Origin of the sequence: Chryseolinea sp. H1M3-3 (assembly GCF_029360725.1) — a bacterium.
GTDB lineage: Bacteria > Bacteroidota > Bacteroidia > Cytophagales > Cyclobacteriaceae > Chryseolinea.
The window spans coordinates 199,705-224,402 of sequence record NZ_JARKMY010000002.1; the positions used below are offsets into that span (position 1 = coordinate 199,705).

The 24,698-nt window shown below is 41.3% G+C and carries 22 protein-coding genes and 1 tRNA gene; 10 read left to right on the plus strand and 13 right to left on the minus strand.

The genetic code is table 11. The annotated features are described in order from the left end of the window. Nucleotides 1–224: 224 nt before the first annotated feature. The 3 genes from P2W71_RS08240 to P2W71_RS08250 form a co-directional block, all read right to left on the minus strand. Nucleotides 225–306 (minus strand) — tRNA-Leu (locus P2W71_RS08240). A gap of 132 nt (nucleotides 307–438) precedes the next feature. Beyond that, entirely contained in the window at nucleotides 439–732 is a 294-nt protein-coding gene (locus P2W71_RS08245; RefSeq protein WP_276369505.1) for an antibiotic biosynthesis monooxygenase family protein, read from the minus strand. Nucleotides 733–786: 54 nt separating this feature from the next. Further along, nucleotides 787–1,557 (minus strand): SAM-dependent chlorinase/fluorinase, encoded by a 771-nt coding sequence (locus P2W71_RS08250; protein WP_276369507.1) that lies wholly within the window; start codon nucleotides 1,555–1,557, stop codon nucleotides 787–789. Nucleotides 1,558–1,810: 253 nt separating this feature from the next. On the opposite strand from P2W71_RS08250, the gene P2W71_RS08255 reads away from it, so the two are divergent. From P2W71_RS08255 to P2W71_RS08275, 5 genes are all read left to right on the plus strand, one after another. Then, nucleotides 1,811–2,764, plus strand: a complete 954-nt coding sequence (locus tag P2W71_RS08255) for a PhoH family protein (RefSeq protein WP_276369509.1) — start codon at nucleotides 1,811–1,813, stop codon at nucleotides 2,762–2,764. Between the two features lie 101 nt (nucleotides 2,765–2,865). After that, on the plus strand, nucleotides 2,866–4,965 hold the full coding sequence (locus P2W71_RS08260; protein WP_276369511.1) for a ComEC/Rec2 family competence protein: 2,100 nt from the start codon (nucleotides 2,866–2,868) through the stop codon (nucleotides 4,963–4,965). Then, nucleotides 4,962–5,744: an enoyl-CoA hydratase-related protein gene (locus P2W71_RS08265; protein ID WP_276369513.1), complete on the plus strand. Its 783-nt coding sequence runs from the start codon at nucleotides 4,962–4,964 to the stop codon at nucleotides 5,742–5,744. The genes P2W71_RS08260 and P2W71_RS08265 overlap by 4 nt, the downstream gene beginning before the upstream one ends. Nucleotides 5,745–5,955: 211 nt before the next feature. Further along, entirely contained in the window at nucleotides 5,956–7,857 is a 1,902-nt protein-coding gene (locus P2W71_RS08270; protein WP_346659957.1) for an ATP-dependent DNA helicase RecQ, read from the plus strand. Nucleotides 7,858–7,875: 18 nt separating this feature from the next. Then, nucleotides 7,876–8,607, plus strand: coding sequence for a YdcF family protein (locus P2W71_RS08275; protein WP_276369515.1), 732 nt, complete (start codon nucleotides 7,876–7,878; stop codon nucleotides 8,605–8,607). A 29-nt stretch (nucleotides 8,608–8,636) separates the two neighbouring features. Here P2W71_RS08275 and recN read toward each other — a convergent pair whose 3' ends face one another. From recN to P2W71_RS08315, 8 genes are all read right to left on the minus strand, one after another. Beyond that, nucleotides 8,637–10,289 (minus strand): DNA repair protein RecN, encoded by a 1,653-nt coding sequence (gene recN / locus P2W71_RS08280; RefSeq protein WP_276369517.1) that lies wholly within the window; start codon nucleotides 10,287–10,289, stop codon nucleotides 8,637–8,639. Continuing rightward, a complete protein-coding gene (locus tag P2W71_RS08285; protein ID WP_276369519.1) occupies nucleotides 10,289–10,513 on the minus strand; it encodes a hypothetical protein in 225 nt (74 codons plus the stop codon). The genes recN and P2W71_RS08285 overlap by 1 nt, the downstream gene beginning before the upstream one ends. 69 nt (nucleotides 10,514–10,582) lie before the next feature. Beyond that, entirely contained in the window at nucleotides 10,583–11,482 is a 900-nt protein-coding gene (locus tag P2W71_RS08290; RefSeq protein ID WP_276369522.1) for a DUF4835 family protein, read from the minus strand. Next, nucleotides 11,475–12,674, minus strand: coding sequence for a bifunctional phosphopantothenoylcysteine decarboxylase/phosphopantothenate--cysteine ligase CoaBC (coaBC, locus tag P2W71_RS08295; protein WP_276369524.1), 1,200 nt, complete (start codon nucleotides 12,672–12,674; stop codon nucleotides 11,475–11,477). The genes P2W71_RS08290 and coaBC overlap by 8 nt, the downstream gene beginning before the upstream one ends. 10 nt (nucleotides 12,675–12,684) lie before the next feature. After that, nucleotides 12,685–13,008, minus strand: a complete 324-nt coding sequence (locus P2W71_RS08300) for a DNA-directed RNA polymerase subunit omega (protein ID WP_276369528.1) — start codon at nucleotides 13,006–13,008, stop codon at nucleotides 12,685–12,687. Between the two features lie 2 nt (nucleotides 13,009–13,010). Then, nucleotides 13,011–13,823 carry an outer membrane protein assembly factor BamD gene (gene bamD, locus P2W71_RS08305; protein WP_276369530.1) on the minus strand — a complete coding sequence of 271 codons (813 nt, stop codon included), beginning with the start codon at nucleotides 13,821–13,823 and terminating at the stop codon, nucleotides 13,011–13,013. A 174-nt stretch (nucleotides 13,824–13,997) separates the two neighbouring features. Further along, nucleotides 13,998–14,735 carry a T9SS type A sorting domain-containing protein gene (locus tag P2W71_RS08310; RefSeq protein ID WP_276369533.1) on the minus strand — a complete coding sequence of 246 codons (738 nt, stop codon included), beginning with the start codon at nucleotides 14,733–14,735 and terminating at the stop codon, nucleotides 13,998–14,000. Nucleotides 14,736–14,886: 151 nt separating this feature from the next. After that, nucleotides 14,887–16,413, minus strand: a complete 1,527-nt coding sequence (locus tag P2W71_RS08315) for an OstA-like protein (RefSeq protein WP_276369535.1) — start codon at nucleotides 16,411–16,413, stop codon at nucleotides 14,887–14,889. A gap of 116 nt (nucleotides 16,414–16,529) precedes the next feature. On the opposite strand from P2W71_RS08315, the gene tilS reads away from it, so the two are divergent. Both tilS and mdh read left to right on the plus strand, forming a co-directional pair. Continuing rightward, the gene (gene tilS / locus P2W71_RS08320) at nucleotides 16,530–17,849 is read left to right on the plus strand and encodes a tRNA lysidine(34) synthetase TilS (protein WP_276369537.1); all 1,320 of its coding nucleotides are present in this window, start codon (nucleotides 16,530–16,532) and stop codon (nucleotides 17,847–17,849) included. Nucleotides 17,850–18,047: 198 nt separating this feature from the next. Continuing rightward, nucleotides 18,048–18,980, plus strand: coding sequence for a malate dehydrogenase (gene mdh / locus P2W71_RS08325; protein ID WP_276371723.1), 933 nt, complete (start codon nucleotides 18,048–18,050; stop codon nucleotides 18,978–18,980). 145 nt (nucleotides 18,981–19,125) lie between these two features. Here mdh and P2W71_RS08330 read toward each other — a convergent pair whose 3' ends face one another. Then, the gene (locus tag P2W71_RS08330) at nucleotides 19,126–19,908 is read right to left on the minus strand and encodes a class I SAM-dependent methyltransferase (protein WP_276369539.1); all 783 of its coding nucleotides are present in this window, start codon (nucleotides 19,906–19,908) and stop codon (nucleotides 19,126–19,128) included. Between the two features lie 179 nt (nucleotides 19,909–20,087). Here P2W71_RS08330 and P2W71_RS08335 point away from each other — a divergent pair, with 179 nt between their 5' ends. Genes P2W71_RS08335 through P2W71_RS08345 form a run of 3 tightly spaced genes read left to right on the plus strand, consistent with a single transcriptional unit; the run spans nucleotide 20,088 to nucleotide 22,807 of the window. After that, nucleotides 20,088–20,717, plus strand: coding sequence for an RNA polymerase sigma factor (locus P2W71_RS08335; protein ID WP_276369541.1), 630 nt, complete (start codon nucleotides 20,088–20,090; stop codon nucleotides 20,715–20,717). Continuing rightward, nucleotides 20,707–21,567: a hypothetical protein gene (locus P2W71_RS08340; RefSeq protein WP_276369544.1), complete on the plus strand. Its 861-nt coding sequence runs from the start codon at nucleotides 20,707–20,709 to the stop codon at nucleotides 21,565–21,567. The genes P2W71_RS08335 and P2W71_RS08340 overlap by 11 nt, the downstream gene beginning before the upstream one ends. Nucleotides 21,568–21,610: 43 nt before the next feature. After that, the gene (locus P2W71_RS08345) at nucleotides 21,611–22,807 is read left to right on the plus strand and encodes a hypothetical protein (RefSeq protein WP_276369546.1); all 1,197 of its coding nucleotides are present in this window, start codon (nucleotides 21,611–21,613) and stop codon (nucleotides 22,805–22,807) included. A gap of 61 nt (nucleotides 22,808–22,868) precedes the next feature. Here the strand turns inward: P2W71_RS08345 and P2W71_RS08350 are convergent, their stop codons facing one another. Further along, a complete protein-coding gene (locus P2W71_RS08350) occupies nucleotides 22,869–24,644 on the minus strand; it encodes a chloride channel protein (RefSeq protein ID WP_276369549.1) in 1,776 nt (591 codons plus the stop codon). Nucleotides 24,645–24,698: the final 54 nt, after the last annotated feature.

The window sequence follows — 24,698 nt, forward strand, 5'->3', positions numbered from 1 at the left end:
TAACATATTAACGGCTAACGATAGTCAAAACTCCTCGCTTAAAGTACCAAAGGAGGGTCACGATAGCTATCGTGACGAACCCTCACATCCGAAGATACACGATTTTGTCCCGATAACTGTCGGGACGTGCGCTAACTATTTATGACGAGGGTCTTTGGTGCGGTCAACAAGTATTGATATTAACATATTAACGGCTAACGATAGTCAAAACTCCTCGCTTAAAGTACCAAAGGAGGGAATCGAACCCTCACATCCGAAGATACACGATTTTGAGTCGTGCGCGTCTACCAGTTCCGCCACTTTGGCTTGGCTTCGCCAGAACATTGATAACAGACCTTTTTTAAGGGAGTTTCGTCAAAGCTCTAGCGAAGAAGGGTGCAAATATGTGTAAAGTTTATTTTCCCAACAAATCAGGATGCCAATCCCTTCCTGTAAGTCCTACAATTCTATGAATTTTTCCAATGAAAAGGCATAAGGTGATGCCGAAAATAGCACCTTAACCTGTCCCCAGACATTTTTAAACAACTCGGAATTTCTGTACGCCTCAAGGTCTTCAGCAGTATTCCAATGACTAAGGGTTGTAAAGACAAGCGGATGACTCGCATCTTTCAATAATTCCAGGTGTGTACATCCACGAACATTCCGGATAGCATTTTTATGCTTCCCGAAGATCTCTAAAAACTGGTCCAAGTTTTCTTCTTTGAAATGCATTCTTACAATCCTTATTAGCATGATGAACGTATTGAGAATCCGTTTTTTGTAATAGGAATATGCTGAGACTGGCCGCTAGTCAAATACGATGTTCACAACGCCATCATATTCCAATCCCAAAAGTTCCGAAGCGTTGCCTTTATAAATTCCGATTTCCAAAAGTCCAAGGTTATTAAAAACAATAAAACATTCACCCTGCTCAGCCTGATTATATTGGGTGTATATCTTTCTGAACTTCTCTCCGCCAAAAATAACTGTGTAACTTTTTCCCTGGCTTAAAATATCAAAAACGCGTTTCGAAATATTGGTAATCAGGTTGCCGACCCCATCCACCCTAATGATGCTACCAGTAATTTGCTTTTTTGTGGCCTTGATCTGCCGGTCAATCATTTTTTTAAACGCCGGTAGCGGTTTACCAAGGTTTGTTATCGGCATACCGCTGGCCAGTTTAACAGCAGCGGGAGCAAAAATATCACGCTCAGGAAAAGTAGTGGTGATGGGATTGAGTGAGTTCAATTCTATGACCTGCTGGTGTGACTGATCACTGATTAAACCAAATAAACCGTTATCACATCCGACAAAAAAATGATCTTCAAGCTGTAAAGCGATAAACGAATCATTTCTGTCACCCGTGGCGTTGACACCAACCAGGTGGACGGTCTGCATGGGGAACTCCCGAAATACAGAACGTAAAACAAAGGCAGCGTGACCGATATCGCCAGGTTTGATATCGTGGGTAATATCTTCTATGCGTATGGCCTGATTGATGCTTATAATCCGTGCTTTAACCGCAGCCACATAATGATCACTGGTCCCCGAGTCAGTAAGTAAGGTTACGATCGCCATGGTTGATATTTGGTGTGGATACCCGGTGCTTAAGTTTTAGTTACTTGTTTGACTTTCGTGAAAAAGTAGCACTACTTTTATACTGGTAGTGTAAGAAACTTTTGCGTGCAATTATTATTGTTTTCTAAGTTGCAAAATAATCATTTTTGCAGCAGATAATTCAGGTATTGAACTTTGTTTAAAACAATACGTTAAGCTTATGCTCACACGTTCATGTCCACACGATACGTTTAACTTAATATTTTAATTCAGTTTGATCGAAAAAGTAGTCACGCTAGAAAATATTTCCATGATTGACTTCCTGGGAATAGGAAATAAGACCATTGATACTTTAACTGCGGCTTTTCCAAAAAGCAAAATCGTATCACGCGGTAACCAAATTCTCATTAAAGGGCCTACCAACGAAATTATTCAAATCGATGATGTTATTAATTCATTGGTAGACCATTACCATACTTATGGCCGGGTAACGGAAGAAAACGTGCAAGCTTACATTGATCGTGAACAGGAGATTTTGCTGCCGGAAACCCAGCAGGTATTGTCTGAAGATGTAATTGTGTTCGGTGCTAAAGGCGTTGCCATCAAGCCAAAAACAGTTAACCAGAAGAAGCTTGTTGAACTTGTGAAGGACAATGATCTTGTTTTTGCGTTGGGGCCTGCAGGGACTGGGAAAACATACATATCTGTTGCCCTGGCGGTTAAGGCGCTCAAGAACAAACAGGTAAAAAAACTTATCATAACACGTCCGGCAGTAGAGGCAGGAGAAAACCTTGGATTTTTACCAGGTGACTTAAAAGAAAAGATTGATCCTTATCTGCGTCCTATTTATGATGCGCTCAATGATATGATCCCGTTTGAAAAACTCCGCTACTTCATGGAACGGGAAATTATTGAAATCGCCCCGTTGGCATATATGCGCGGCCGTACGTTAAACAATGCTTTTATTTTATTGGACGAAGCACAAAATACCACGCCCATGCAGATGAAGATGTTCTTGACGCGTATGGGTCCGGAATCTAAAATGATCGTGACAGGAGATGCTTCTCAGATCGATTTGCCAACCAAACAACATTCGGGTTTAAAGGAGGCTGCCAGAATTCTAAAAGATGTAAAAGGCATTGGGTTTGTCGAACTTAATGAGAAAGATGTTGTACGGCATAGATTGGTTCGTGATATTTTAGATGCCTACAATAAAGATTCCGCATAGCGGTAGGCTTCCTTAGCTAATTTTTTTTTAGATTGAAACGGACCGTTAGTTGTCCGGTTGTAGTATTGACCGTTGGCTGAATTTATTTATTAACTTTCTTTATGATCCGCTGGATTCCCTATGCCTTTGTCAGGATTGTTTTGTTTTTTATACTGGGTATATACCTGGGCATCGACTATGGTGAATTAATCGATCCTTTTTATGGGCGCTTGATATTTCTTATTCTCGGTGCATCTTATGGAATCGTGGTTTGGTGCTCGTGGAAAAAACTGTTCCTGCCAGGATATAAATTAAAAGTTATTGCGGGTATTATTGGATTATCGGCAATTGTTATTGCGGGTTTTCTAAATGTTTATTCCAGTAAGCAGTTTCATAAGACTGAGCACTTAATTCACATCCAATCTCCTGTCGAATTTTCTAAACTGGTCATAACAAATTTACCTGAAGAAAAAGCGAATTCCTGGAAAATTGAATCTCTTATAAAGGCTGTTAAAACAGAAGGCGAATGGAGAACTTGCGATTCCAAGATTATGCTGTATGTTTCGAAGCGGGATTTAACTGCTGCATTTAGATATGGAGATGTTTTATTAGTAAAGGGGCAACCCCAACTCGTCGCTGGACCGGCCAATCCAGAGGAATTTGATTACAAACGTTTCGTGGGTTTTAAAAACATTTATCATCAGCAGTTTGCTAAATCAGGTGATGTAAAACAAATTGGCCATGAGCCCCCAAGTTGGATTACGTACTATGCACTGGGTTGTAGACAGTGGGCTGACGCCGCGTTGAGACAGCATATCGAAGGCGAACGGGAACAAGGTCTTGCATCCGCCTTGGTGTTGGGAGTAACGGATGGCCTGGATAACGATGTATTATCAGCGTATAAAGCGACCGGTGCCATGCATGTGCTGGCAGTAAGCGGTTTGCATGTGGGTATTCTTTATGGGTTACTGCTGCTTGTTTTAAAACCTTTAGCAAAGTTAAAATTTGGTCCGTGGGTGGTGGCAGGTGTCAGTATTGTTGTGCTTTGGGGCTACGCTTTTGTGACCGGATTATCACCTTCAGTCTTAAGGGCGGTTACCATGTTTTCTTTTGTCGCAATTGCTAGGCCGGCAAGTTATCGCACCAATATGTACAATACTGTTGCGGCTTCAGCCTTTTTTATTTTGTGGTATGATCCCTTCCTGTTGATGTCAGTTGGATTTCAACTGTCGTACCTGGCGGTGTTAGGCATTGTTTACATGCAATCGGGATTATATAATCTTTGGGAACCAACGAACCGTTTACTGGATGAAATATGGAAAGTGTCTTGCGTTTCCGTAGCAGCGCAGCTTGCAACTTTTTCGTTGGGATTATTATACTTCCATCAGTTTCCCAACTATTTCTTGCTGTCTAACCTCTTTGTTATACCTGGATCTTTTATTGTTTTAATTTTAGGCTTGCTGATACTTGTCGTTGGCGCCCTTCAGCCAATAGCTTCAGCGTTAGGTTTTATACTTGGATGGATTATAAAGCTATTGAATTACATTATTTTTGCCCTGGAGGATTTGCCTTTCAGCCTCATCGAAGATGTTTACATTACGCCGCTTCAATGTGCTTTGCTTCTCGTATTAATTGCTACGGTGCTTATGCTTATTCATTCGCGGAGATTTAAATGGGTTATCACGAGTTTTTTTATTGTATCAATGTTGTGCTTGACCCAATGGTGGCATTTTTACAAAAACGTTAACGTACAAAAGATGATCGTTTATAATGTCAAGGGGCATTTTGCGATCGACTTCATTCAGGACGGTCAAAGTTATTTTATGGGCGACACTGCACTTCAAAACGACGAAGCCAAAATCGGTTTTCATATCACCCCTCACCGGACCAAAGCAGGCGTAGATAAAATTATAACGAAGCGTTTGGCGTTTCGACAGGAATTATCGGGGTGTGCGCTTATGGTATGGAAAGGAAAAACTTTTCTGCAAATCCATGACCCTGCTTTTGTGTTAACTCCCGGTATTAAAGTAGATTTTGTAATTATCAGTAATGATGCGGTAAAAAATTTGCAAGCTCTGGAAACGTACGTACAAATGGATCAACTTATCGTTGACAGCAGCAACTCCGTATATTCGGCAGAAAAACTATTAGAGCAGGCAGCTACAACAAAAGCGAGGGCTTATTCAGTTTTACATCAAGGAGCATTCGAGTTTTACTTATGACAACATTTAACTACATAACCTGTATCACGGATCAAAGGGTTGGAATCATCACGCTCAACCGTCCGGAAAAAAGAAACGCTTTAAGCTTTGACTTAATTGCCGAATTGAAAGTGGCTTTTGAAAAATATGAAATGGACCCCGGTGTGAATATTATCATATTAAAAGCCAACGGGGCAGCGTTTTGTGCGGGTGCAGACATTACGGATCTGCAACGACTTCAAAGCTATTCTTTCGAGCAAAATGTTGCTGATTCCAATCATCTGAAAGAATTGTTTCTTATAATTTATACTTTAAAGAAAGTCGTTGTCGCTCAGGTTCAAGGTCATGCATTGGCAGGGGGTTGCGGGTTAGCCACTGTTTGCGATTTTGTTTTTACTGTGCCGGAAGCGAGGTTCGGTTATCCGGAAGTTAAGATTGGATTTATCCCTGCGATTGTAATGATTTTTCTTTTGCGCAAAATAGGTGAGGCCGAAGCAAGACGACTGCTGCTGAGCGGTGATTCAATTAACGCAGAGCAAGCTTTTCAAATGGGTCTTGTGCATGAAATTGTTTCAAGCGAAAAACTCGAAAAGCATGTGATGGATTTTGCCACCCGATTAATCCATACCAACTCTTCCCATGCCATGATGATTACCAAGCAAATGATCACGAAACTGCATTCAATGTCTCTTCAGGAATCGTTGTCTATTGCTGCGGATATGAATGCCCGCGCCCGCGAGAGCGACGATTTTAAGCGTGGTATCAACGCTTTCCTGAAAAAAGAAAAAATTGAATGGTAGACTTATTTTTTCTATCAAAATAGCAGCAGCCGCTTTTGATTAATCTAAGTATTATATTGGGACTTAGATGGAACCGCATTAACGGCACCTTTGAGCTTCAGACAATCACTTCGTGCCTTCTAACCTTCGTAGTCTTATTATAGTTTTACATTAAACCACTTTAATTTAAACCTTAGTCTTTAACGTTCAAGCAATCGAAACTCCGCTTTCCATATTACAGAAGTATTGGCATCATAATGCCTTCCGGGCGCTGCAGGAAGATATTATTCAATCAGTTTTGAAAGGCCAGGATACGTTGGCTTTATTGCCGACAGGTGGTGGAAAATCCGTATGCTTTCAGGTACCCGCCTTGCTGCTGGAAGGTATTTGCATCGTTGTAACGCCCCTAATAGCGTTGATGAAAGATCAGGTGATGCAACTAAAGCAACGAGGCATTGAAGCGGTATCCATTCATTCGGGAATGAGCCGGCAACAAGTCGATATTTTGTTAGACAATTGTATTTATGGCGCGGTAAAATTTTTATATGTATCGCCCGAGCGTTTGCTGACTGAAATCTTTATTGCACGTGTCAAACAGATGAAGGTCGGCCTTATTGCTGTGGATGAAGCACACTGTATTTCACAATGGGGTTACGATTTCCGGCCGCCGTACCTGCAGATTGCTGCCTTGCGTGAATTAGTTCCCGATGCTCCAGTCATAGCGTTGACGGCCTCGGCAACTGAGATTGTTTGTGAGGATATTCAAGACAAATTGGCTTTCAAACCATCTTCTCTGGTTTTCAGGAAATCATTTGCCCGGGACAATCTTTCTTTTGTGGTCCGGAAATCGGAGAACAAAGAAAAGAAGGTGCTGGAAATCCTTCAGAAAGTGAAAGGCTCTGCCATCATCTATGTACGATCACGAAAAGCTACCCAAGAGATAGCTGCATCTCTCGTAAAAAGGAAAATTTCTGCAGCTTATTATCACGCCGGACTTAATCATGAAGAACGGTCCAAGCGTCAGGATCAGTGGATTCAAAACATCACCAGGGTAATGGTATCAACCAACGCCTTTGGTATGGGTATTGACAAACCGGATGTCAGGATCGTAATACATCTCGACCTTCCGGAAAATTTGGAGTCTTATTACCAGGAAGCAGGCCGCGCAGGACGCGATGGTGTACGTTCTTACGCAGTCATGATTTATCAGGATGCCGATGTTTCAAATCTCCAAATAAAGACCGAACAGGCACATCCTTCACCCGAGGTGTTAAAAAGAATTTACCAGGCGTTAGCAAATTATTATCAGCTTGCTGTTGGTAGCGCAGCGGGCGAGAGTTTTGATTTTGATCTGCACGACTTTACCGATCGCTTCTCCTTCCATACAGCCGAAGTGTACGTGGCATTAAAGAAATTAGAGGAAGAAGGGCTCATTCAATTTAACGAAAGTTTTTATAGCCCATCACAACTTCACATCGCGGTTGATAAAACTAAACTTTATGAATTTCAAATCGCAAATGAACAATTTGATCCGGTAATCAAAATGATCTTAAGGCTTTATGGGGGTGAGTTGTTTTCCGATTTTGTAAAAATCTCTGAATCATATCTGGCGAAAGGATTAAAAATTTCTTTTCAGGAAATGATAAAGATCCTTAAACACCTCGATGAATTGAAAATAATCATGTATCAACCGGTAAAGGAGAAACCCCAGCTTACGTTCGTGCTTCCACGTCAGGATGTAAGCCGGCTTCCGCTGGATACGGCGAGGATGGCGGCGAGAAAAAAATTGACCATGGAAAAAATGAATGCCATGATCGATTTTGTTACAACCCAACATCGTTGCCGCATGCAAGTGGTTCAGGAATATTTTAATGAAATTACTTTCAATGAATGCGGAATCTGTGACGTATGCATTGAGAAACGTAAAAAGGAAAATATCCGGGCCTTTGATGAAATCCGCGAAGAAGTTTTAAACATGCTTAAAAAAAATTCGATGACGGTGGAAGAACTTGAAGAAAAGATTGCCCCGCGTGAACACGAATTATTTGTTGATGTGATCCGGGAGATGGTGGACGATGGCTACTTGGAATATGATGCATCCTGGCGCTTAAAATTATTACAACAAAAACGATAAATCCCTGTTATATAGGGTATGAAGACGGTGAAAAGAGTTCTGAGGTGGTTTTTATATTTCCATGTTTTTGTAGGTTTAGCACTTTTGCTTACCCATTGTTCCATTTCCAATCATGCTGAAAAATCCTATGCGCGGGCAAAAAAAGAAAAACCGTACGATGTAATCATCGTACCGGGCGTTCCTTATGACAAAGCAGCAACAACGTCCGTGATGACTTTGCGGCTCTATTGGGCAAAGCATCTTTATGACAGCGGAATTACTAAAAATATTATTTTCTCGGGTTCATCAGTATACACACATTTCGTAGAAGGAATCGCCATGAAAATAATGGCCGATTCACTCGGTATTCCATCCGATCATACCTTTTATGAAACAAATGCCGAGCACAGTACTGAAAATGTTTACTATTCCTGGAAGATGGCAAAAGAAAAAGGATTTGATAAAATCGCTGTGGCCACCGACCCATACCAGGCTGCCTTGCTAAGACGATTTATAAGACGTTATACTCCTGGCGTTAAAACCATTCCTATTGTGTTTTCAATGTTAGATATTGATGACCGTTCGTTACCAAAAATTGATACCACGGCAGCCTATGTCGAGGACTTTGTTTCGATTACTGAACGTGAGAGTTTTTGGGAACGACTCCGGGGCACCCTGGGTAAGCGGGTAAGAGAAGACATCAGAGATCAATCTAAAGAAGCAAGGAGAGAAAAAGAAGAAGTGACTTTGACGGGCGGCGGGTCTAAATAGTTAATCCTACCTGAAACTGAACTTTGGAATTAGTTCGTTAAAAGTTCCTGCGCATTTTCAAGGGCAACTTTGGAAGGTTTTGATCCGCCAATCATTTTAGCGATTTCTTCAACCCGCTCATCGTTCGTCAAACGTTTAATAGAACTTACCGTTTTGGCAGCTGAGTTGTCTTTATACACAAAATAATGAGCATCACCTTTCGCTGCGATTTGTGGCAAATGACTAATGGAAATAATCTGATGTTTTTTTGACATCCCCTTCATTAAGTTACCGAGCTTGATGGCTACTTCTCCGGAGATACCATTGTCTATTTCGTCTAGTATCAGCGTTGGCATCGCGGTTTTTGAAGCCATCACATATTTGATAGAAAACATTACCCGTGAGAATTCGCCGCCCGAAGCCACCTGGGCTAATGGCCTCGGAGAAATTCCTTTGTTGGCACTAAAGAGAATTTCAATACGATCAATCCCGGTGGGAGAGGGTTCGGTTATTTTTGAATCGATTTCAAAAACAGCATTAGGCATCCCGAGTTCATGCAATAATTTGCTGATCTGTTTACACAATGGCTGAAACCCTTTTTTTCGCGACTCACTAAGTTTTGCCGCAATAATCTTTACCTGTTGTTGAGTCTGATCAAAAGTTTTTTTCGAGGCAGCAAGCGCTTCGTCAAGATTTGATGTGAGGCTATCTTTTTGCTGTAATGTCTCTTGAATAGTAATCAACTCCTTCACATTTTGAACACGATGCTTTTTTAATAACCGGTATAAGAGGCTTAAGCGCTCTTTTATAGTCTCCGTACGTTCAGGATCAAACTCAACTTCATCACCTTCTCTTTCAATCTCACTCACAAGGTCATCAAGTTCAATCATGAGGCTGTCAATTCGTTTATACACTTCCTCATAACGAGTTGAAAACGATGTAACAATTTGCAGGTGGTTTCTCGCTTCTCTTAAGCTGTTAAGTGCAGCATATTCTGAATCATTGAGTAATTCAATAGCCTGTTGGAAACGGGTTTTTATCTCGCCCGCATGTTCCATGATTTTCAATTCCGACTCCAACGTTTCTTGTTCTGCTCCTTCTAGGTTCGCTTTCACCAATTCATCCAATTGAAAGCGAACATAATCTGACTCCTGTCGAAGCGTTTCTGCCTCCGATGTTAAACTTTCAAATGCTTTTTTAGCCTTAAGGTAATTGGACCAGGCTGCGGCGTATTCTTCTATAAGGTTTCGATTTTCAGCATAAGCATCAACTAACTTTAATTGAAATGTTTGTTGTCCGAGTTGCAGGGTTTCATGTTGTGAATGAACATCCATCAGGAAATTTCCAATTCGCTTCATTACTTCCAGGGTAACAGGTGTATCGTTGATAAATGCCCTTGATTTCCCACCAGGACTAATTTCCCTGCGTATTACCGTTGTTGAATCGTAGTCGAGATCTTCGTCTGCAAAAATTGATTTCAGATTTTCATTCTTAATATCGAACGTGCCCTCGGTAATGCACTTTTCATTTTCATCCCACAATACTTTTGTGTCGGCACGGTTCCCCATTAACAATCCGATGGCACCGAGCATAATAGATTTCCCTGCGCCGGTTTCACCGGTAATCACATTCAGATTAGCGGAAGGATCCATCTCCAAATGTTTTATCAAGGCATAGTTTCGTATGGTAAGGTGCTTTAGCATTATACTATAATGTCAAAATAAATTTCAGCAATGGATTGAAATGGATATTTCATATTTTCGAGGCGCATGTTTTTGAGCACAATTCCTGAGTCATTAACCTTGCTTAGTTCGCCGAACATAACCGTTCTGTCGGTTAAGACAACATTAATTTTCTTTCCTACAAATTCAGCAATTCTACGGCGGATTTGATCAACATCACTCAATCTTAATTGTTTGGTACGCATTGTTAAAACGCTATTCAGACAAATCTGAATAATTCAAATGTCGAATGCAACAGGAAGGAAATTGAAATATTAATTCTGAATCATTTTTTCGTAAGTCGACCGGTTTGAAGGATCAATAGTTGTTACGATATCATAGGCCTCCCGTCGAATCTGAATATTACCAGAAGAAAAAATGTTAGCGAGTTCCTTGCCTTTAGCATCCAGGAAGCTTACCAAAAGAATGGCGTTGGGATTTATATCACGGACCTTTTTAACCTCCTTCAATCCATCCAGAATAATTTTTCGGCTTTTGTCTGGGTCTTGATCAAACGTATCTAATGCCAAGCGGTGATAGGTATACGCCGATTTACGAAGATCAACCATTTGAGGGTTGTTATAGTTTTCAACAATCCAATACCGGCTTCTATTACTTCCGCCGATGGATTGCCATCCGGGCCTGTTGGATTGTTGAGCATTGTTCACGACGGTGAGCGCACGTTGAAAATACGGTGTCCCACCAAGCTCGCTGAAAGTATCTGCGTCGACGCCTAATATTAGATAGGCGTATAAAGCGAGCATTGACGTTAAGTTCGACGTGTAGGTGTTATCGTTGTACTCCAGGGGAAGGGATTCAATATATTCAAACTCCCAGTCGCGGTCTGCAAAATTAAAAATGAGACTGGAATAATTGGTGTTGTAGACAGGACGCGCAGCCTGAATCTGAACGGTAGCGGAGAAACTGCCGATAGCTGGCATCTTTGTGATGGTGATGAGCATATTGCAGTTGATCTTTTCATGCACCTTGTAGGCTTCGTTAGTCCACTTACGTGAATTCATGAATTGTTCAATACCTGTCTCCATATCACGAAAAATGCCACGATCAGACGTTGTGATTTGCGTGGAATTAATGGTAACGTTACAATTCAGCTCCTGTGCAACGAGTGGGCACCACGAGATAAGAAGTAATATGAATGACGCATATTTATGCATGAAGCTTTGCTATGATAGCCTGAACAATATCTTTCGCTACAGACTTTTTATCCTTTAACGCGAAAGACGTCGATTTATGTTCACGGTCTATAATGGTAATTTTATTTGTGTCGTAGCCAAATCCGGCGCCGGCGTCTTTCAATGAATTGAGAACGATCAAATCGAAATTTTTGGATTCCAATTTTTTGAGTGCATTCTCTTCTTCTTGTTGCGTTTCGAGCGCAAAGCCTACAACAAACTGACCTTCGCGTTTCAATTTTCCCAATGAAGCAGCAATGTCGTGCGTTTTTGTCAATTCCAGGGTCAGACTTCCGTTCTTCTTTATTTTTTCAGTTGCCTGTGTTGTTGGACGATAGTCGGCAACGGCTGCAGCAAGTACGGTGATGTCAACCTCATTAAAAAGTGAAGTACAGGCGTTGTACATTTCTTCCGCTGAAGTAACATGTTTTACTGTAATTCCCGGATGACGAGTCTGTTGGTCTGTTGGCCCTGCAATAAGATTTACAGCAGCCCCTTCATTTGCCAAAACTTCTGCAATGGCGAATCCCATTTTGCCGCTGGAATGATTGCCGATGAAACGAACAGGATCAATTGCTTCGTAGGTGGGGCCGGCGGTAACGAGAACCGTTTTTCCTTTTAACTTCTGACTTCCTTTAAAAAAAAAATCCACCTGATTGAAGATATCTTCAGGCTCAGCCATTCTTCCGGTTCCAGTCAGCCCACTGGCTAGTTCGCCGTGAGTGGGATCTATCAGAACATTGCCGAAACTTCTTATTTTTTCAATATTGGATTTAGTGGAAGGATGTTGCAACATATCCAAATCCATTGCCGGCGCTAGCCATACGGAACAACGTGCAGACAAATAAGTGGCTAAAAGCAGGTTATCACAAATGCCATTAGCCATTTTAGCGAGGGTGTTGGCCGTAACCGGTGCAATGATAATTGCATCTGCCCACAAACCCAATTCCACATGGTTATTCCATTCTCCTGTGTCTTCCTTTTCGAAAGACGTAAGCACAGGATTTCTTGACAGGCTCGAAAGGGTAAGGGGTGTGATAAAGCTATGTGCTGAAGGCGTCATAATAACTTTTACTTCAGCACCAGCTTTGACAAGAAGTCTGGTGAGCACTGCAGATTTATAGGCAGCAATGCCTCCACAAACACCAAGAATGATCTTCTTGCCACTAATCATTTAAAGGAAATTATAACTCCGGTTGAGAATCGCCTTCACCGCGCAGACGGAAATTAAGTTTTCCTTCCAAAAATTCTTCGGTTGCTGTTGTTGTGGGCTTAGGCATACGTTCATAGAACTTTGAAATTTCAATCTGCTCACGGTTTTCGAAAACCTCTTCAAGATTGTCTACTGTCGTAGCAAACTCCGCCAGCTTGTTGTTAAGCTCTTCTTTGATGTTAACTGCAATTTGTCTTGCTCTTTTGGAGATGACCACTACAGATTCGTAAAGATTACCTGTCTGTGATGCGATCTTTTCAACATCGCGCGTGATGATTGAGGATTGAACTGCCATAATTATGAATTGTTATTTTTTGTCTTATTAAGTTTTTCTAAACTGTCGGCATAAAGTTTTTCTGCTTCACGCAGGAAGGGGCTTTGTGGGTATTTATCTACAAACTCCTTGTAATGTTCTACCACTCCTTTATAACGTTCTTCTTGTTTGCTGACAATACTTTGTTCAGCTAAACGAAACTCTGCATCAATGACGAGGTAATATGCTTCCTCCAGAAATTCGGAGTCGGGAAAATTATTTTTAAAATTGTTCAGGGCCACAATAGCAGCCTTGTACTGGCGCATCCTATAATACTGATAGGCGTTGTCAAAGCCTTTCCGTTCTAATTTCTTTTGTGTGGTTACAATTACGTCAATAGCCTGATCCCTGAATTTGCTATTGGAAAACCGATTTAAAAACTCCTGCATCGCCGCCATAGCATCTATGCTGCTGGTTTGATCAAGATTGTCTTTAGGAGATGACTTATAGAGGGAGTAGGCATACATATAACGAGCTTCTTCTGCCATCGAACTTCGCCCATACGTTTCGTAAAAAGTCTTGAACTGCTCGGAGGCCAGGAGGTATAATTTGTCGTAATACTGGCAATAGGCTAAATAAAACTGCACCTTTTCACCTTCCGGAAGACCTCGCACGATCGGAATAATCTGCTCAAATAAAACAGAAGCTTTATAATATTCCTTCTGGTTGTAGTAGTTGAGGGCGGCATCATATTTTATCCGCCAGTCCTGGCTTTTTTCAATTTTTCGGAATTTTCCACAGGAGACTCCAATCACCAGAATGAGGACGAAAAGAAAATAAGATGATACTCGTTGCATAAGCCCGCAAATATAACATAAGACGCCATATTCTGAAAAACGTTCAGTTTCCCGATTGATTTTCATTTGTTTAGGCTTAAATCCAACCAATTAAAGGGTTTGATTACAAACCATCACTTACGAAGTGATGAAAAATGAAGGAAAAAGGTTCTTAAAGTTGGCGGAATCGCAGAATTATTTCTTAACGATCAGTTTGCGCGTCATTACACCCTCGCTTTCAATGTATAGCGTATAAAAATAGATGCCAGGATTTAGATCCTCTGTTTTGATTCGGATGAGGTTTTCAAATGAAGAAAGGCTGTACTCTCCTATGACATTTCCAAGGATATTGTGAAGCAGTACCTTAGCTTTAACCTGGTCGCTTAATAGCTTATAAGACAAATTCGCCTGCTCTACTGCTGGATTTGGATAAACGTCATACAGCGTGATGTATCGCGATTGGTAAATGGTAGCCTTGTCAGTTTTTTCCTCCACGTTAAAGTTGAGGTCAAGATCTAATGCCTGGCTTGGATTTGACTTGTTGTAAGCGATATATCGGAGTGTACTTTCATGTTGATTGAGACCAGCATCCAACGCCACATAGAAATTTGTTACGGTATGGCCGGGTTCAACCTTGATGATGTAATCTTCAATTTTTGCATCGAGGCAATTATTATCGATGCAGAAGTATTTCTTTTGAGTGCTTCCGATCTGTTCGTTGACTTTCCGGATGATAAGGGTGATGGATTTTTCGGAGGTGTTTTTAAAGCGAAGAGGGACCTTGATCGTTTCTCCGATACTTGCTTTGTAGGATTCCTGCAACGGCGCGATTTCGAATCCTTGGGCAAATGCCCAGGAACTCACTAAAATCATGACTGCCGACAACAGGGTTCTTACCATAAAATCCTTCTCGAATTCACAAAAGTTAAACATTTTCGATGATTCTCATAATAGAAAATGAAATATTTCGTTAGGCATAACAATAAAATAATAGGCCAACCGTTCGCCCGTGTTATTCGGCTCTAAAAATGTTTAATCGGCTGAAAAAAATAGGAAATTCGAGGGAAAAGATATGCTTCTTTTGTCACCTTAATTGCTTGGGTGACCGCGGAATTACCGAAGTCTTTGGTTGCTCTTTCTTGACCTCTGATTTGATAGGTTTCGCTTTTTCATTCCACAAAAATCCTTTCAGGCGGATGTCTTCTTCTTTTATTTCATGAGGTGGAATGAACCGCGCCTCAGGCTGGACATAAAAGCTGAGGTTGTTGACTTGCCCTTCCTTGAATCGAATGGTGATGTTGCTGCAAATAATTCTGTTTAAACCCAGGGCCGAATCCTCTTCCTCGCTCAGTATGTAGTAAATGCTCTCCCCGTTTCCTTCCACGATAACCTTGCTAATTTTTTGTTTCTCAAACTCGGCAATCATTTTTCTTCCTTTGATCTGGTTAAAGTTCAGTAATGAGTCTTTTGAGATAACAAATGAATTCACATTCATGAAAATCTTATCAATCGTATTGTTCTTAATGAGCATGCGGATTGAATCTGCGGTCATTTGATTGCCATCTGACCATAAAATGGGATCCTGGTAAAAATAAATGGTTGAGTCGGCGGCGCGATATTCTACTGAATCGGCTACTCCCTGAAGATCGTCCCGGAATATTTTAACCGTGTTGTAAGCCAACAATCTTTTTTTGCTCTCATCCACATTATCGATCGATACAAGGGTATCGGCAGCGATGAAAAGTGTGTCGTTTTGATCACCCACTTTTGCCAGATAGGCCCGATCATATACCTTTATAATTCCCTTTCCCTTGTAATAGTCGGCTGCCTGGCCATAAATGATCAGGTTTTCTTTTTTAGAAATCATCTTTACAGACCGCCTGACCCTGTAAATTTTTCTGATGTCGTCCAACTGAAAATCTTCGCCTTCCAGGGTGTATTCAGAGCTTTCTGCTATTCCTAAATCAAGGTCAGACTGTTTTGTTTTGGTATCATATTCTCCACCGTTATAAACGAAAGTGCTGCTATCTTTTTTATCAAGTACAGTGGTAGGGGTTCTGAAGTACAGAACTTTGGTTGTGGAATTATATTGAAGGCTATCGGACGTCATGGTGTAATCCGGTGGATTTTCAACATGGACATTTTTTTTAAAGGACGCCATGTTGGAAGTGAGGTCATAATAACCTTTGTTACTCGTCAGGGTATTAATGCTATCGACAAGCTTACCACCGTTGTAATAGTACGCGAGATTTTTAGGTCGATCGAAATCCAGGTGATCCGTGTATAAGGTAGACGTTGCGAGCTTGGTGAAAACAACATCCTTACGAAGTTCTGCCCGCTTTGTATTGCCGTCATACTCCAGTTTCTTGCCCACAATGGTAATCGAATCCCCCTCCGTTATGCGCACACTTCCAAAGGCCTCAACATAATTTCTCTTCTTAAAGAGATAAGCAGAATCACAATAAATGGTGGTTTTATTTTGGGTGAGCACCACGTTACCCAAAAGACGTTCAATTCGTTCATCACCAATTTTTCCTGCTCGCAATTGATCGGCATGCTTCAGCTGCACTTTTTTTTGCGCCAGCGCCACGTTACCAATTACCAACATCATGATGAGCAGGCAATAGCATCTGAAATGGTTAATTGTGAGTCGGAAATTCATTTGTGCAAGCTACAATCCTTTAACTGAAAATCGTACTTCATACCCTGTAATTCGTATTTTTGACTGTGTTTGAGCAATTTCTGAACCATATTCAGCAACATCATCTCTGCAGCCATGAAGATTCCATTTTGCTGGCGGTTAGCGGTGGTTTGGATTCGATGGTGATGCTACAACTTTTTAAGGAGGCTAACTTTAATGTCGGCGTCGCGCATTGCAATTTTCAATTGAGGGAACAGGATTCTGACCTGGATGAGAAATTAGTTCATGAAACATGTATTGCATTAGGTATACCGTTTTTTAATCAGCGTTTTGAAACCGAATCATTTGCTGTTGCGCATGGATTGTCGATCCAGATGGCAGCGCGTGAATTGCGATATGCATGGTTCGATGACCTCGTAAAAAAATATTCGTACAATCTATTGGCAACCGCTCATCATTTCGATGATTCCATGGAAACCGTGTTGTTGAATATTACAAAGGGAGCTGCAACGGAGGGCTTAACAGGAATTCCTCTTAAGAACCAGTATATCATTCGTCCGTTGCTTTTTACCACGCGTGCTCAAATAGAAAAATATGGTGCTGAGAAAAAGGTGGCGTGGCGTGAAGATCAAAGCAACCTTACAGATGACTATCAACGAAATTTTATACGCCACCATGTCATCCCGAAACTTAGAGAGGTAAATCCTTCATTGGAATCTACATGGCAGCAGGGTATTGCAAAAATTCAGGGTGATTTGGAATTGATCCACATTGCTTTTGAGGATTGGGAAAAGAAATTTATACGAGAAACGGAAGAGCGGACCGTGATCGATAAAAAAGCATTTGATTCTTTTTCATCAGCAGTCTCCGTATTGTGGCGTTTCATAAAAAAATACGCTTTCAATTTTGATCAGGCACGTGAAATTGTCTTGGCGATGCAGGGGCAATCGGGTAAACGTTTTCTATCACCTACCCATGTTTTGGTGATTGATAGGGAAGTGATCATTATTACACGTCATCCGCAGGATTGGGACACGATTGTGATTGATGGTAGTGAACAGGCGGTAAGTCTCGGCCCTTGGAAATTGAGTTTATCCAATGGACATGTGGAAGTGCCGCGCACAAGCAACATGCAGGTATCCATTGATGCCGACAAACTTAAATTTCCATTACGTTGGAGAAAGTGGCAGCACGGTGATTCATTCCAACCCCTTGGAATGAAAAACAACAAAAAGTTAAGTGATTTTTTAATCGACAATAAGGTTTCCCTCCCCGATAAGGATACTGTAACTGTTTTAGAATCTGAAGGAACAATAGTCTACGTAGTTGGCTGGCGAATTGATGAGCGGGTTAAAATTTCTGATGAAACGCAGCGTGTGTTGAATATCTCTGTGGAGAAAGTTTGAACAGCCATTCCGCCTACGTTTCTTAAAAATTATTTTCAAAATCCCTTCTTATTGATAACTTGCCGCCCGGTTTAGGGGAGCACTTTTCCCCATCCTGCAATGTGTTGATTTCTAGACCGATACCATTTCCAAACGTTCATTCACAACACTTGATCAACACATCAGGCCGAATCCGATTTTTAAAACTTAATCTATATCATTATGAAAGTAACTGTAGTTGGCGCGGGTAATGTTGGCGCTACATGTGCAGATGTTCTTGCTTACCGCGAGGTAGCAAATGAAATTGTACTATTAGATATCAAAGAAGGGCTGGCTGAAGGTAAGTCGCTTGACATTTGGCAAAAAGCTCCTATTGATTTGTATGATAGTCGCACGATCGGCGCAACTAACGACTATTCTAAATCTGCAAATTCAGATGTAGTTGTGATCACGTCAGGGCTTCCACGCAAACCAGGTATGAGCCGTGATGATCTTATCGGAACGAACGCCGGTATCGTAAAATCAGTTACTGAAAATATTATTAAACATTCCCCGAAGGCTATCATCATCGTGGTATCCAATCCGCTCGATGTAATGACATACCAGGCACACATCACATCGAAATTACCGCGGACTAGGTTAATGGGTATGGCAGGCATTTTAGATACAGCACGATATCGTGCATTCCTGGCTGAAGCATTAAATATTTCTCCAAAAGATATCCAGGCAATGTTATTGGGCGGCCATGGTGATACAATGGTGCCACTGCCGCGCTATACTACTGTTGCCGGTATTCCTGTAACGGAGTTGATAGACAAGGACAAACTGAATGCTATTCTTGAGAGAACTAAAGTTGGAGGCGGAGAATTAGTGAAATTGATGGGCACTTCAGCTTGGTATGCGCCAGGTTCAGCGGCCGCGCAAATGGTGGAAGCGATCGTAAAAGATCAGCGCAGAGTCTTCCCGGTGTGTATGAAGCTTGAAGGTGAATATGGCATCAAAGATTGTTACCTAGGTGTCCCTGTAGTTCTTGGTAAAAATGGTATTGAAAGGGTTATTGAACTTGACCTTGATAAGGACGAAAAAGCATTGCTTGAATCCAGCCGTAAGGCAGTTCGCGAAGTGATGGATGTGTTGGAAAAGCTGGGATAAGGCTAGAAGCACGAAACTTACAGCAAACAATTAGAGCCGGTGTGAAGCCGGCTTTTTTGTTGAATAAAAACCTGATAGTGTTGAAGTGTTGAAGTTCGAAGTGTTGAAGGTTGTACACCACTCAAACACTTAAACACTTAAACACCTATAATATCAACACTTTCTTCCGGCCTCCGTAAATAATTTCACCTTTCACGAGGCCGAATTTCTTTCGGGTGATTTCCTGAAGATCATTCACGTAGGGATCTTCGATGGGCTCCAGGCCTGCGCGTTTTATGCGTAGCGGGTAGTCTCTTCCATATTTTCGAACATGATCATCCTGGCCAAAAATCTTTTCGCGCTCCCTTTTGTCATTGATCGTTGAGTCTTCAAATGTGACATCCGAAACCGGGTTATAGAAAGGTACTTGAAGGATTGCAAAACCTCCAGGTTTGAGTACACGATTAATTTCGGTCATCGCCTTAATGTCATCGTTCACGTGTTCTAACACGTGATTGCACAAAACGACATCAAAAGTGTTTGCATCAAAGGGAATTTGATGGATATCCATTTTCACTTTTGCCAACGGCGACTCGATGTCAGCAGTAACATATTGATCGCCATGAACCTTTTCAAATCGTTTAATAAAACACGCTTCAGGAGCAATATGAAGTATGTGCAATTTTTTGTTAAAAAAAGGAGTCTTTTCCTTTAAATACAGCCACATCAGGCGATGTCTTTCCAATGAAAGACAATTGGGACACAAGGCATTTTCCCTGGGCTTGATTCGTCCATACGGCAAAAATTTCTTGTAACTTTTACTGCAAACAGGACACGTAACAATGTTGCCATGATACAACAGTCCTAAAACCTTCAGGCCGACACCACTAACCCGTTGAAGATATTTTCGCGGCACGTAACGGATCAGCCAGGAAATTACTTTTTTCATGAAGACGAAATTCGGCTACAAGCTTACGGTTAAATGCTTAAAGGTGAAAGGCTTAAATTAATGAGAACGGTATGTTTATTTGGGTAAAAAAGGCAAACTTCATAAAACTTTTTGTGAAAGCTTTCCATCCTAAGCGTATAAAGGCAAGAAGCTGAAGAATTTAAAAACCAACCGAATCTGTGGTAGATACTTTACTGGACATTGCCATGATGCATTCTGATACCCTTGTTACACGGGCGAAGGAAGGGGATCAGAGCGCCCAAGGGAAGCTTGTGCAGCTGTGGTACAAACGTATCTACAACTTCGGGTACAAATTTTTTATGGATCATGACCTGGCCATGGAGGTGTCACAAAAAACCTTTATCTCCATGTGCAAGAATCTTCCGAGCCTTCAAGACAACGCCCGGTTTAAGTCTTGGCTCTATAAAATAGCCGTAAACTATTGTCGCGAAGAAGTTCGGAAAAAGAAAGGAGACCGGTCCTTGTCTTTTGATGTCGTATGGAACCGTGATGCAGAGGAATCGCCCAAATGGGAATCGGCAGGGCAGCGATACGATAACCCGGAATCTCAATTGCATCGAACCGAACTCGCAGATATTTTACAGGATGCCTTAAGTGAATTGAATGTAGAGCAACGTGAAGTAGTGATCATGAAAGAATATGAAGGATTAAAATTTCGGGAAATTGCAGAAGTATTAAATATCTCGGAGAATACAGTGAAGTCGAGGATGTATTACGGACTGGATGGACTTCGAAAAATTTTAGATCGAAAAAATATTAATAAAGATACAATAGGCTATGAGTTATAAACCCAGTGAAAATGATTTAATGGCTTACCTGTACGGCGAATTAGAAGGTGCTGAATTAGAGGCTATGGAGAAATATCTATTTCAACATCCGGAGGCACGTGCGGAAATGGAGCGCCTTTATCAAATTCGAAAGATGTTAAATCAGGTGAAGGATAAGGAAGTAATTGCGCCTCCCATTTTTGTAGGTGATACAAGACACCGCGTCCTTTGGAACGCCCCTTACCTGAAAACCATTATTAGTATAGCCGCATCGTTATTGATTGTGATCTTGGTAGGACGATTTTCGGGCATGAGAATTCAATACCAGCAGCATGAGGTAAGAATAAGCTTTGGTGGAGACACCCCGGCAAATCCTGCAACAACGCCAACTTCCAATCCTGCGGCTTCATTATCCCCTGATGATGTTCAGGCCATGATTAATGCTTCTCTAGATAATAATAATGAGACGATGCAATCGAGCTGGAAAGAAACGCAGGAACAACTCGATGCATCCATCAATAGAAGTCTTGCGCTAAACTCCAGTAAAATTGACAGGCTGTTACGCGAAGCTTCCGTTGCGTCACAAGACCAGATACGTCAATATGTATCGGGTATGCAAACAGAAAACCTGCAATTGGTAAAAAGTTATTTTAAACTTTCTTCGGACGAGCAGAAGGAATACATCGAAAGCTTGTTGGTGGATTTTTCGAAATACCTTCAGCAGCAAAGAAATGATGATCTTCAGCTTGTACAAAGCAGGTTGAACAGTTTGGAAAAAAATACGAATGTATTTAAGCAAGAAACAGAACAAATACTGTCGAGCATAATCACGACGGTAGAAAATAAAAATCCAATAGGAACCACAAATTGATATGCATTTAAAAATGCATTAAGTTTTAAAAATATGTAAGACTATGAAGAAGATTATTCAAACTTTGCTTTCCAGTGCGATGATTTTAGTAATGCAATCTGCTTTAGCACAAAAGATAGACCAGGAGCGGATGGAGCGTGATATTGCTGTGGCCGAAAACGTGTTGGGTACATTGATAAAGCAGCAATTTGAGAAACAAAAAATGTTTTTCTCATTGGAAATCAAAAGCAACTATCAGCCTGGGTATGGTGTTACTTTCTACATCCCTTCCGACTATACAACACCAATCGTATTAACCATTGAGGGCGCGGATCTCTGGCAAGAACGGGTTCAAGGTCCTAATGTAAATTATTCCTTTGATTTTGAAGAAGGTGATGAAGACGACCGAGTTAACAGGCCTGAACTAGCTGGAAAAAAAGAAACGCTTCGCCTGAAAGACAGGGCGAAAGAAAAATCAAAACTCGATATGGATAGCGTTCAGGATATGTACAATAATAAAGTTATCGAAGCGGCAAAAACGTTCTTAGTTGATTATGGAGATATGATTACGCAGCTAGCAGCAACGGAAAGAATCACCATATCGAATCAGGGCGACCAGCCACGGGTTTGGGTAAAAAAGTATTTTAATTCACCAAGCCGGACGCATTTGTCTATTGAAGTTATGAAATCAGATTTAGTACAATACAAGCAAAATAAAATTACACGCGATCAGGCATTAGCAAAAATAAAAGTGATCAATACCGAATCGGTCAACGAGGTAGAACCAGACCTGGAATTGTTATCCAGCATTTTTACCCGCTTATACCGTCCAGATCTTTCTAAGACCTTTTTTATACAGGATAATATTTACTTTGAACGACTAAAAGATTACGGTGTGGTTTACTATATGCAGGCATTGAGTGCACAGGAACTAGGGTATTCAAGAAGATATGTTATGCCCACCGTTGGGTTGGAAGATGTTGATCAGGCTACCCGTGATAAAACAGTCAAGGAACTATATCCAAAATTCGAGGGCGATTTGAAAGATAATATTCTTGAGTATGGTCGTACCTTAAAAAGCCTTAAAGATGAGGAGGTACTGGTCTTTCAGGTAAAAATGACCCGTTGTGCAGGCTGCAAAATTCCGTCGTCGTTGGAATACACCGTAAAAAGCGGTGTGCTAAAGGACTTTAATTCAGGCAAGATCAATAAGAATACGGCGCTGGGTAAGTTCGAAGTGAAGAAAGGGGAGGAGCAGTAAACGATCTGAATTATCTTTTTATCTATTGTTAAAATAGAATTGAAAGATAGCAATCGAGAGGCTAGACCGACTTTAAAAGCTCTGACCTGTATTTTGTGAGAATACTGGATTTGGAAACAAAACCCAGATACTGCTTGTCTTCAACAACCGGCAAGTTCCATTGATTGGTGTCGTCGAATTTTTTTAAAACCGTGTGTAGGTTTTCGTTCAGGTTAATGATGGCTGCCGGTTTTGTCATCAGTTCTCGCACGGTAATTTTATCATATTTCTCCGGGTTAAAAATGATGTTTCTGATGCTGTCCATGTGCACGAGCCCAAGCAACTCATTCTTATCGCTGACCACCGGAAAAGTGTTTCTCCGTGAATTTGAAATGATCTGGATCATAGACTGAAGTGTATCATCAGGCTTTACAATCGAGAAATTTGTTTCAATAAGAGTGGTAAGATCAAGTTTACTCAATAGAAAACGATCTTTATCTTCCATACTTAGGTTCAGCATATGGGAAAGCTTTTTACCCTCCATGGAGAGGGGTTCAAAATACTTTGCCACGGTAACACTAAGCGCTGAAACGATCATGAGAGGAATCATTAATTCATAACCGCCTGTTATTTCGGCGATAAGGAATATGGCGGTGAGGGGTGCATAAAATACACCGCTAAGTATTCCGGCCATTGCCACCAGCGTGAAATTAGTTTCCGGGATTTTGGCAATGCCCGTAAGGTTGATGAACCTGGAGAAGACAAATCCCAGGTAGGCGCCAACGAACAAAGCAGGAGCAAAGCTTCCTCCATTTCCTCCACTGCCCGTCGTGATAGCGGCGGCGATTGTTTTCAAAAACATCAGTGCCGCTAAAAATAGCAGGAGGTGTATGTCATTCCGAATGAAGTTATTCAATACACTCACCTTTGTTAGCACTGCTGGTTGAAGCAACGATAATGACTTAATGGATTCATAGCCTTCACCAAATAGCGGCGGAAAAAATATCATTAAAATGAATAACAGTGTACCGCCCATAAAGACCCGGATCCACAGGTTGCTGACTGCCTTCATTTTTAGATCTACCCAGGTAAATACACGTGCATAGTATAAGGACATAAATCCAGCGAGAAGACCCAATAAAATATAGTAGGGAACATTGTAATAGTTGAAGGGTTGTTGTAAAGAAAAAGAGATGAGTGCATCTTCTTGTAGAATAATTTTTGATAACAACGCTCCACACGCTGCCGAAATGATCAGTGGAATGAGGGCAGCTGCGCTGATATCCGTTAGCAAAACTTCCACAGCGAAAAGAACGCCTGCGATAGGAGAATTGAAGGCGGCACCAATGCCTGCGGCAGCGCCACAAGCCAGTAAGATGGTTCTGTCTTTATAGGATAGATTGTACGTAGATCCGTAATTCGAACCGATGGCCGATCCTGTGCTCACCATCGGTGATTCGAGTCCCATAGAGCCGCCAAAACCAACGGTCAGTCCACTGGTAATGACATGAGAATACATTGTTTCCCGTGGTATCCTGCTCGACTTCTTTACGATTGTGTGTACGATTTCAGCCGTTCCTTTCTGGATGTCCTTTCTGAGTACATAACGGATATAGATTACCGTCAATAAGATTCCAATCAGCGGAAATAAGGCGAAGACAAGGAACTCTTCAAAAGCATTAGAATAATAAGTGACGAGTCGTTCAATGGAATGCACAAAATATTTTAACATGACTGCTGCAAACCCTGATAGCAACCCGACCAGAATACTCGACAGCACAAAGAACTGGGTCGGCGGTAACTTATCTTTTAAGTAAAGTATAGGACGTTTGGATGCTGATCGAAGGGACTTAATCATTAGCAGTTGTGTGTTACAGCTTTTGGTTACATAGTTCAACGTTAGTAGTCAATA

Bases quoted from the DNA above. Each gene is read 5' to 3' on its own strand.
- P2W71_RS08245 (WP_276369505.1), bottom strand. From the start codon at position 732: ATGCTAATAAGGATTGTAAGAATGCATTTCAAAGAAGAAAACTTGGAC.
- P2W71_RS08250 (WP_276369507.1), bottom strand. From the start codon at position 1,557: ATGGCGATCGTAACCTTACTTACTGACTCGGGGACCAGTGATCATTAT.
- P2W71_RS08260 (WP_276369511.1), top strand. From the start codon at position 2,866: ATGATCCGCTGGATTCCCTATGCCTTTGTCAGGATTGTTTTGTTTTTT.
- P2W71_RS08265 (WP_276369513.1), top strand. From the start codon at position 4,962: ATGACAACATTTAACTACATAACCTGTATCACGGATCAAAGGGTTGGA.
- P2W71_RS08275 (WP_276369515.1), top strand. From the start codon at position 7,876: ATGAAGACGGTGAAAAGAGTTCTGAGGTGGTTTTTATATTTCCATGTT.
- recN (WP_276369517.1), bottom strand. From the start codon at position 10,289: ATGCTAAAGCACCTTACCATACGAAACTATGCCTTGATAAAACATTTG.
- P2W71_RS08285 (WP_276369519.1), bottom strand. From the start codon at position 10,513: ATGCGTACCAAACAATTAAGATTGAGTGATGTTGATCAAATCCGCCGT.
- P2W71_RS08290 (WP_276369522.1), bottom strand. From the start codon at position 11,482: ATGCATAAATATGCGTCATTCATATTACTTCTTATCTCGTGGTGCCCA.
- coaBC (WP_276369524.1), bottom strand. From the start codon at position 12,674: ATGATTAGTGGCAAGAAGATCATTCTTGGTGTTTGTGGAGGCATTGCT.
- P2W71_RS08300 (WP_276369528.1), bottom strand. From the start codon at position 13,008: ATGGCAGTTCAATCCTCAATCATCACGCGCGATGTTGAAAAGATCGCA.
- bamD (WP_276369530.1), bottom strand. From the start codon at position 13,823: ATGCAACGAGTATCATCTTATTTTCTTTTCGTCCTCATTCTGGTGATT.
- P2W71_RS08310 (WP_276369533.1), bottom strand. From the start codon at position 14,735: ATGTTTAACTTTTGTGAATTCGAGAAGGATTTTATGGTAAGAACCCTG.
- P2W71_RS08315 (WP_276369535.1), bottom strand. From the start codon at position 16,413: ATGATGTTGGTAATTGGTAACGTGGCGCTGGCGCAAAAAAAAGTGCAG.
- P2W71_RS08330 (WP_276369539.1), bottom strand. From the start codon at position 19,908: ATGAAAAAAGTAATTTCCTGGCTGATCCGTTACGTGCCGCGAAAATAT.
- P2W71_RS08340 (WP_276369544.1), top strand. From the start codon at position 20,707: ATGAGTTATAAACCCAGTGAAAATGATTTAATGGCTTACCTGTACGGC.
- P2W71_RS08345 (WP_276369546.1), top strand. From the start codon at position 21,611: ATGAAGAAGATTATTCAAACTTTGCTTTCCAGTGCGATGATTTTAGTA.
- P2W71_RS08350 (WP_276369549.1), bottom strand. From the start codon at position 24,644: ATGATTAAGTCCCTTCGATCAGCATCCAAACGTCCTATACTTTACTTA.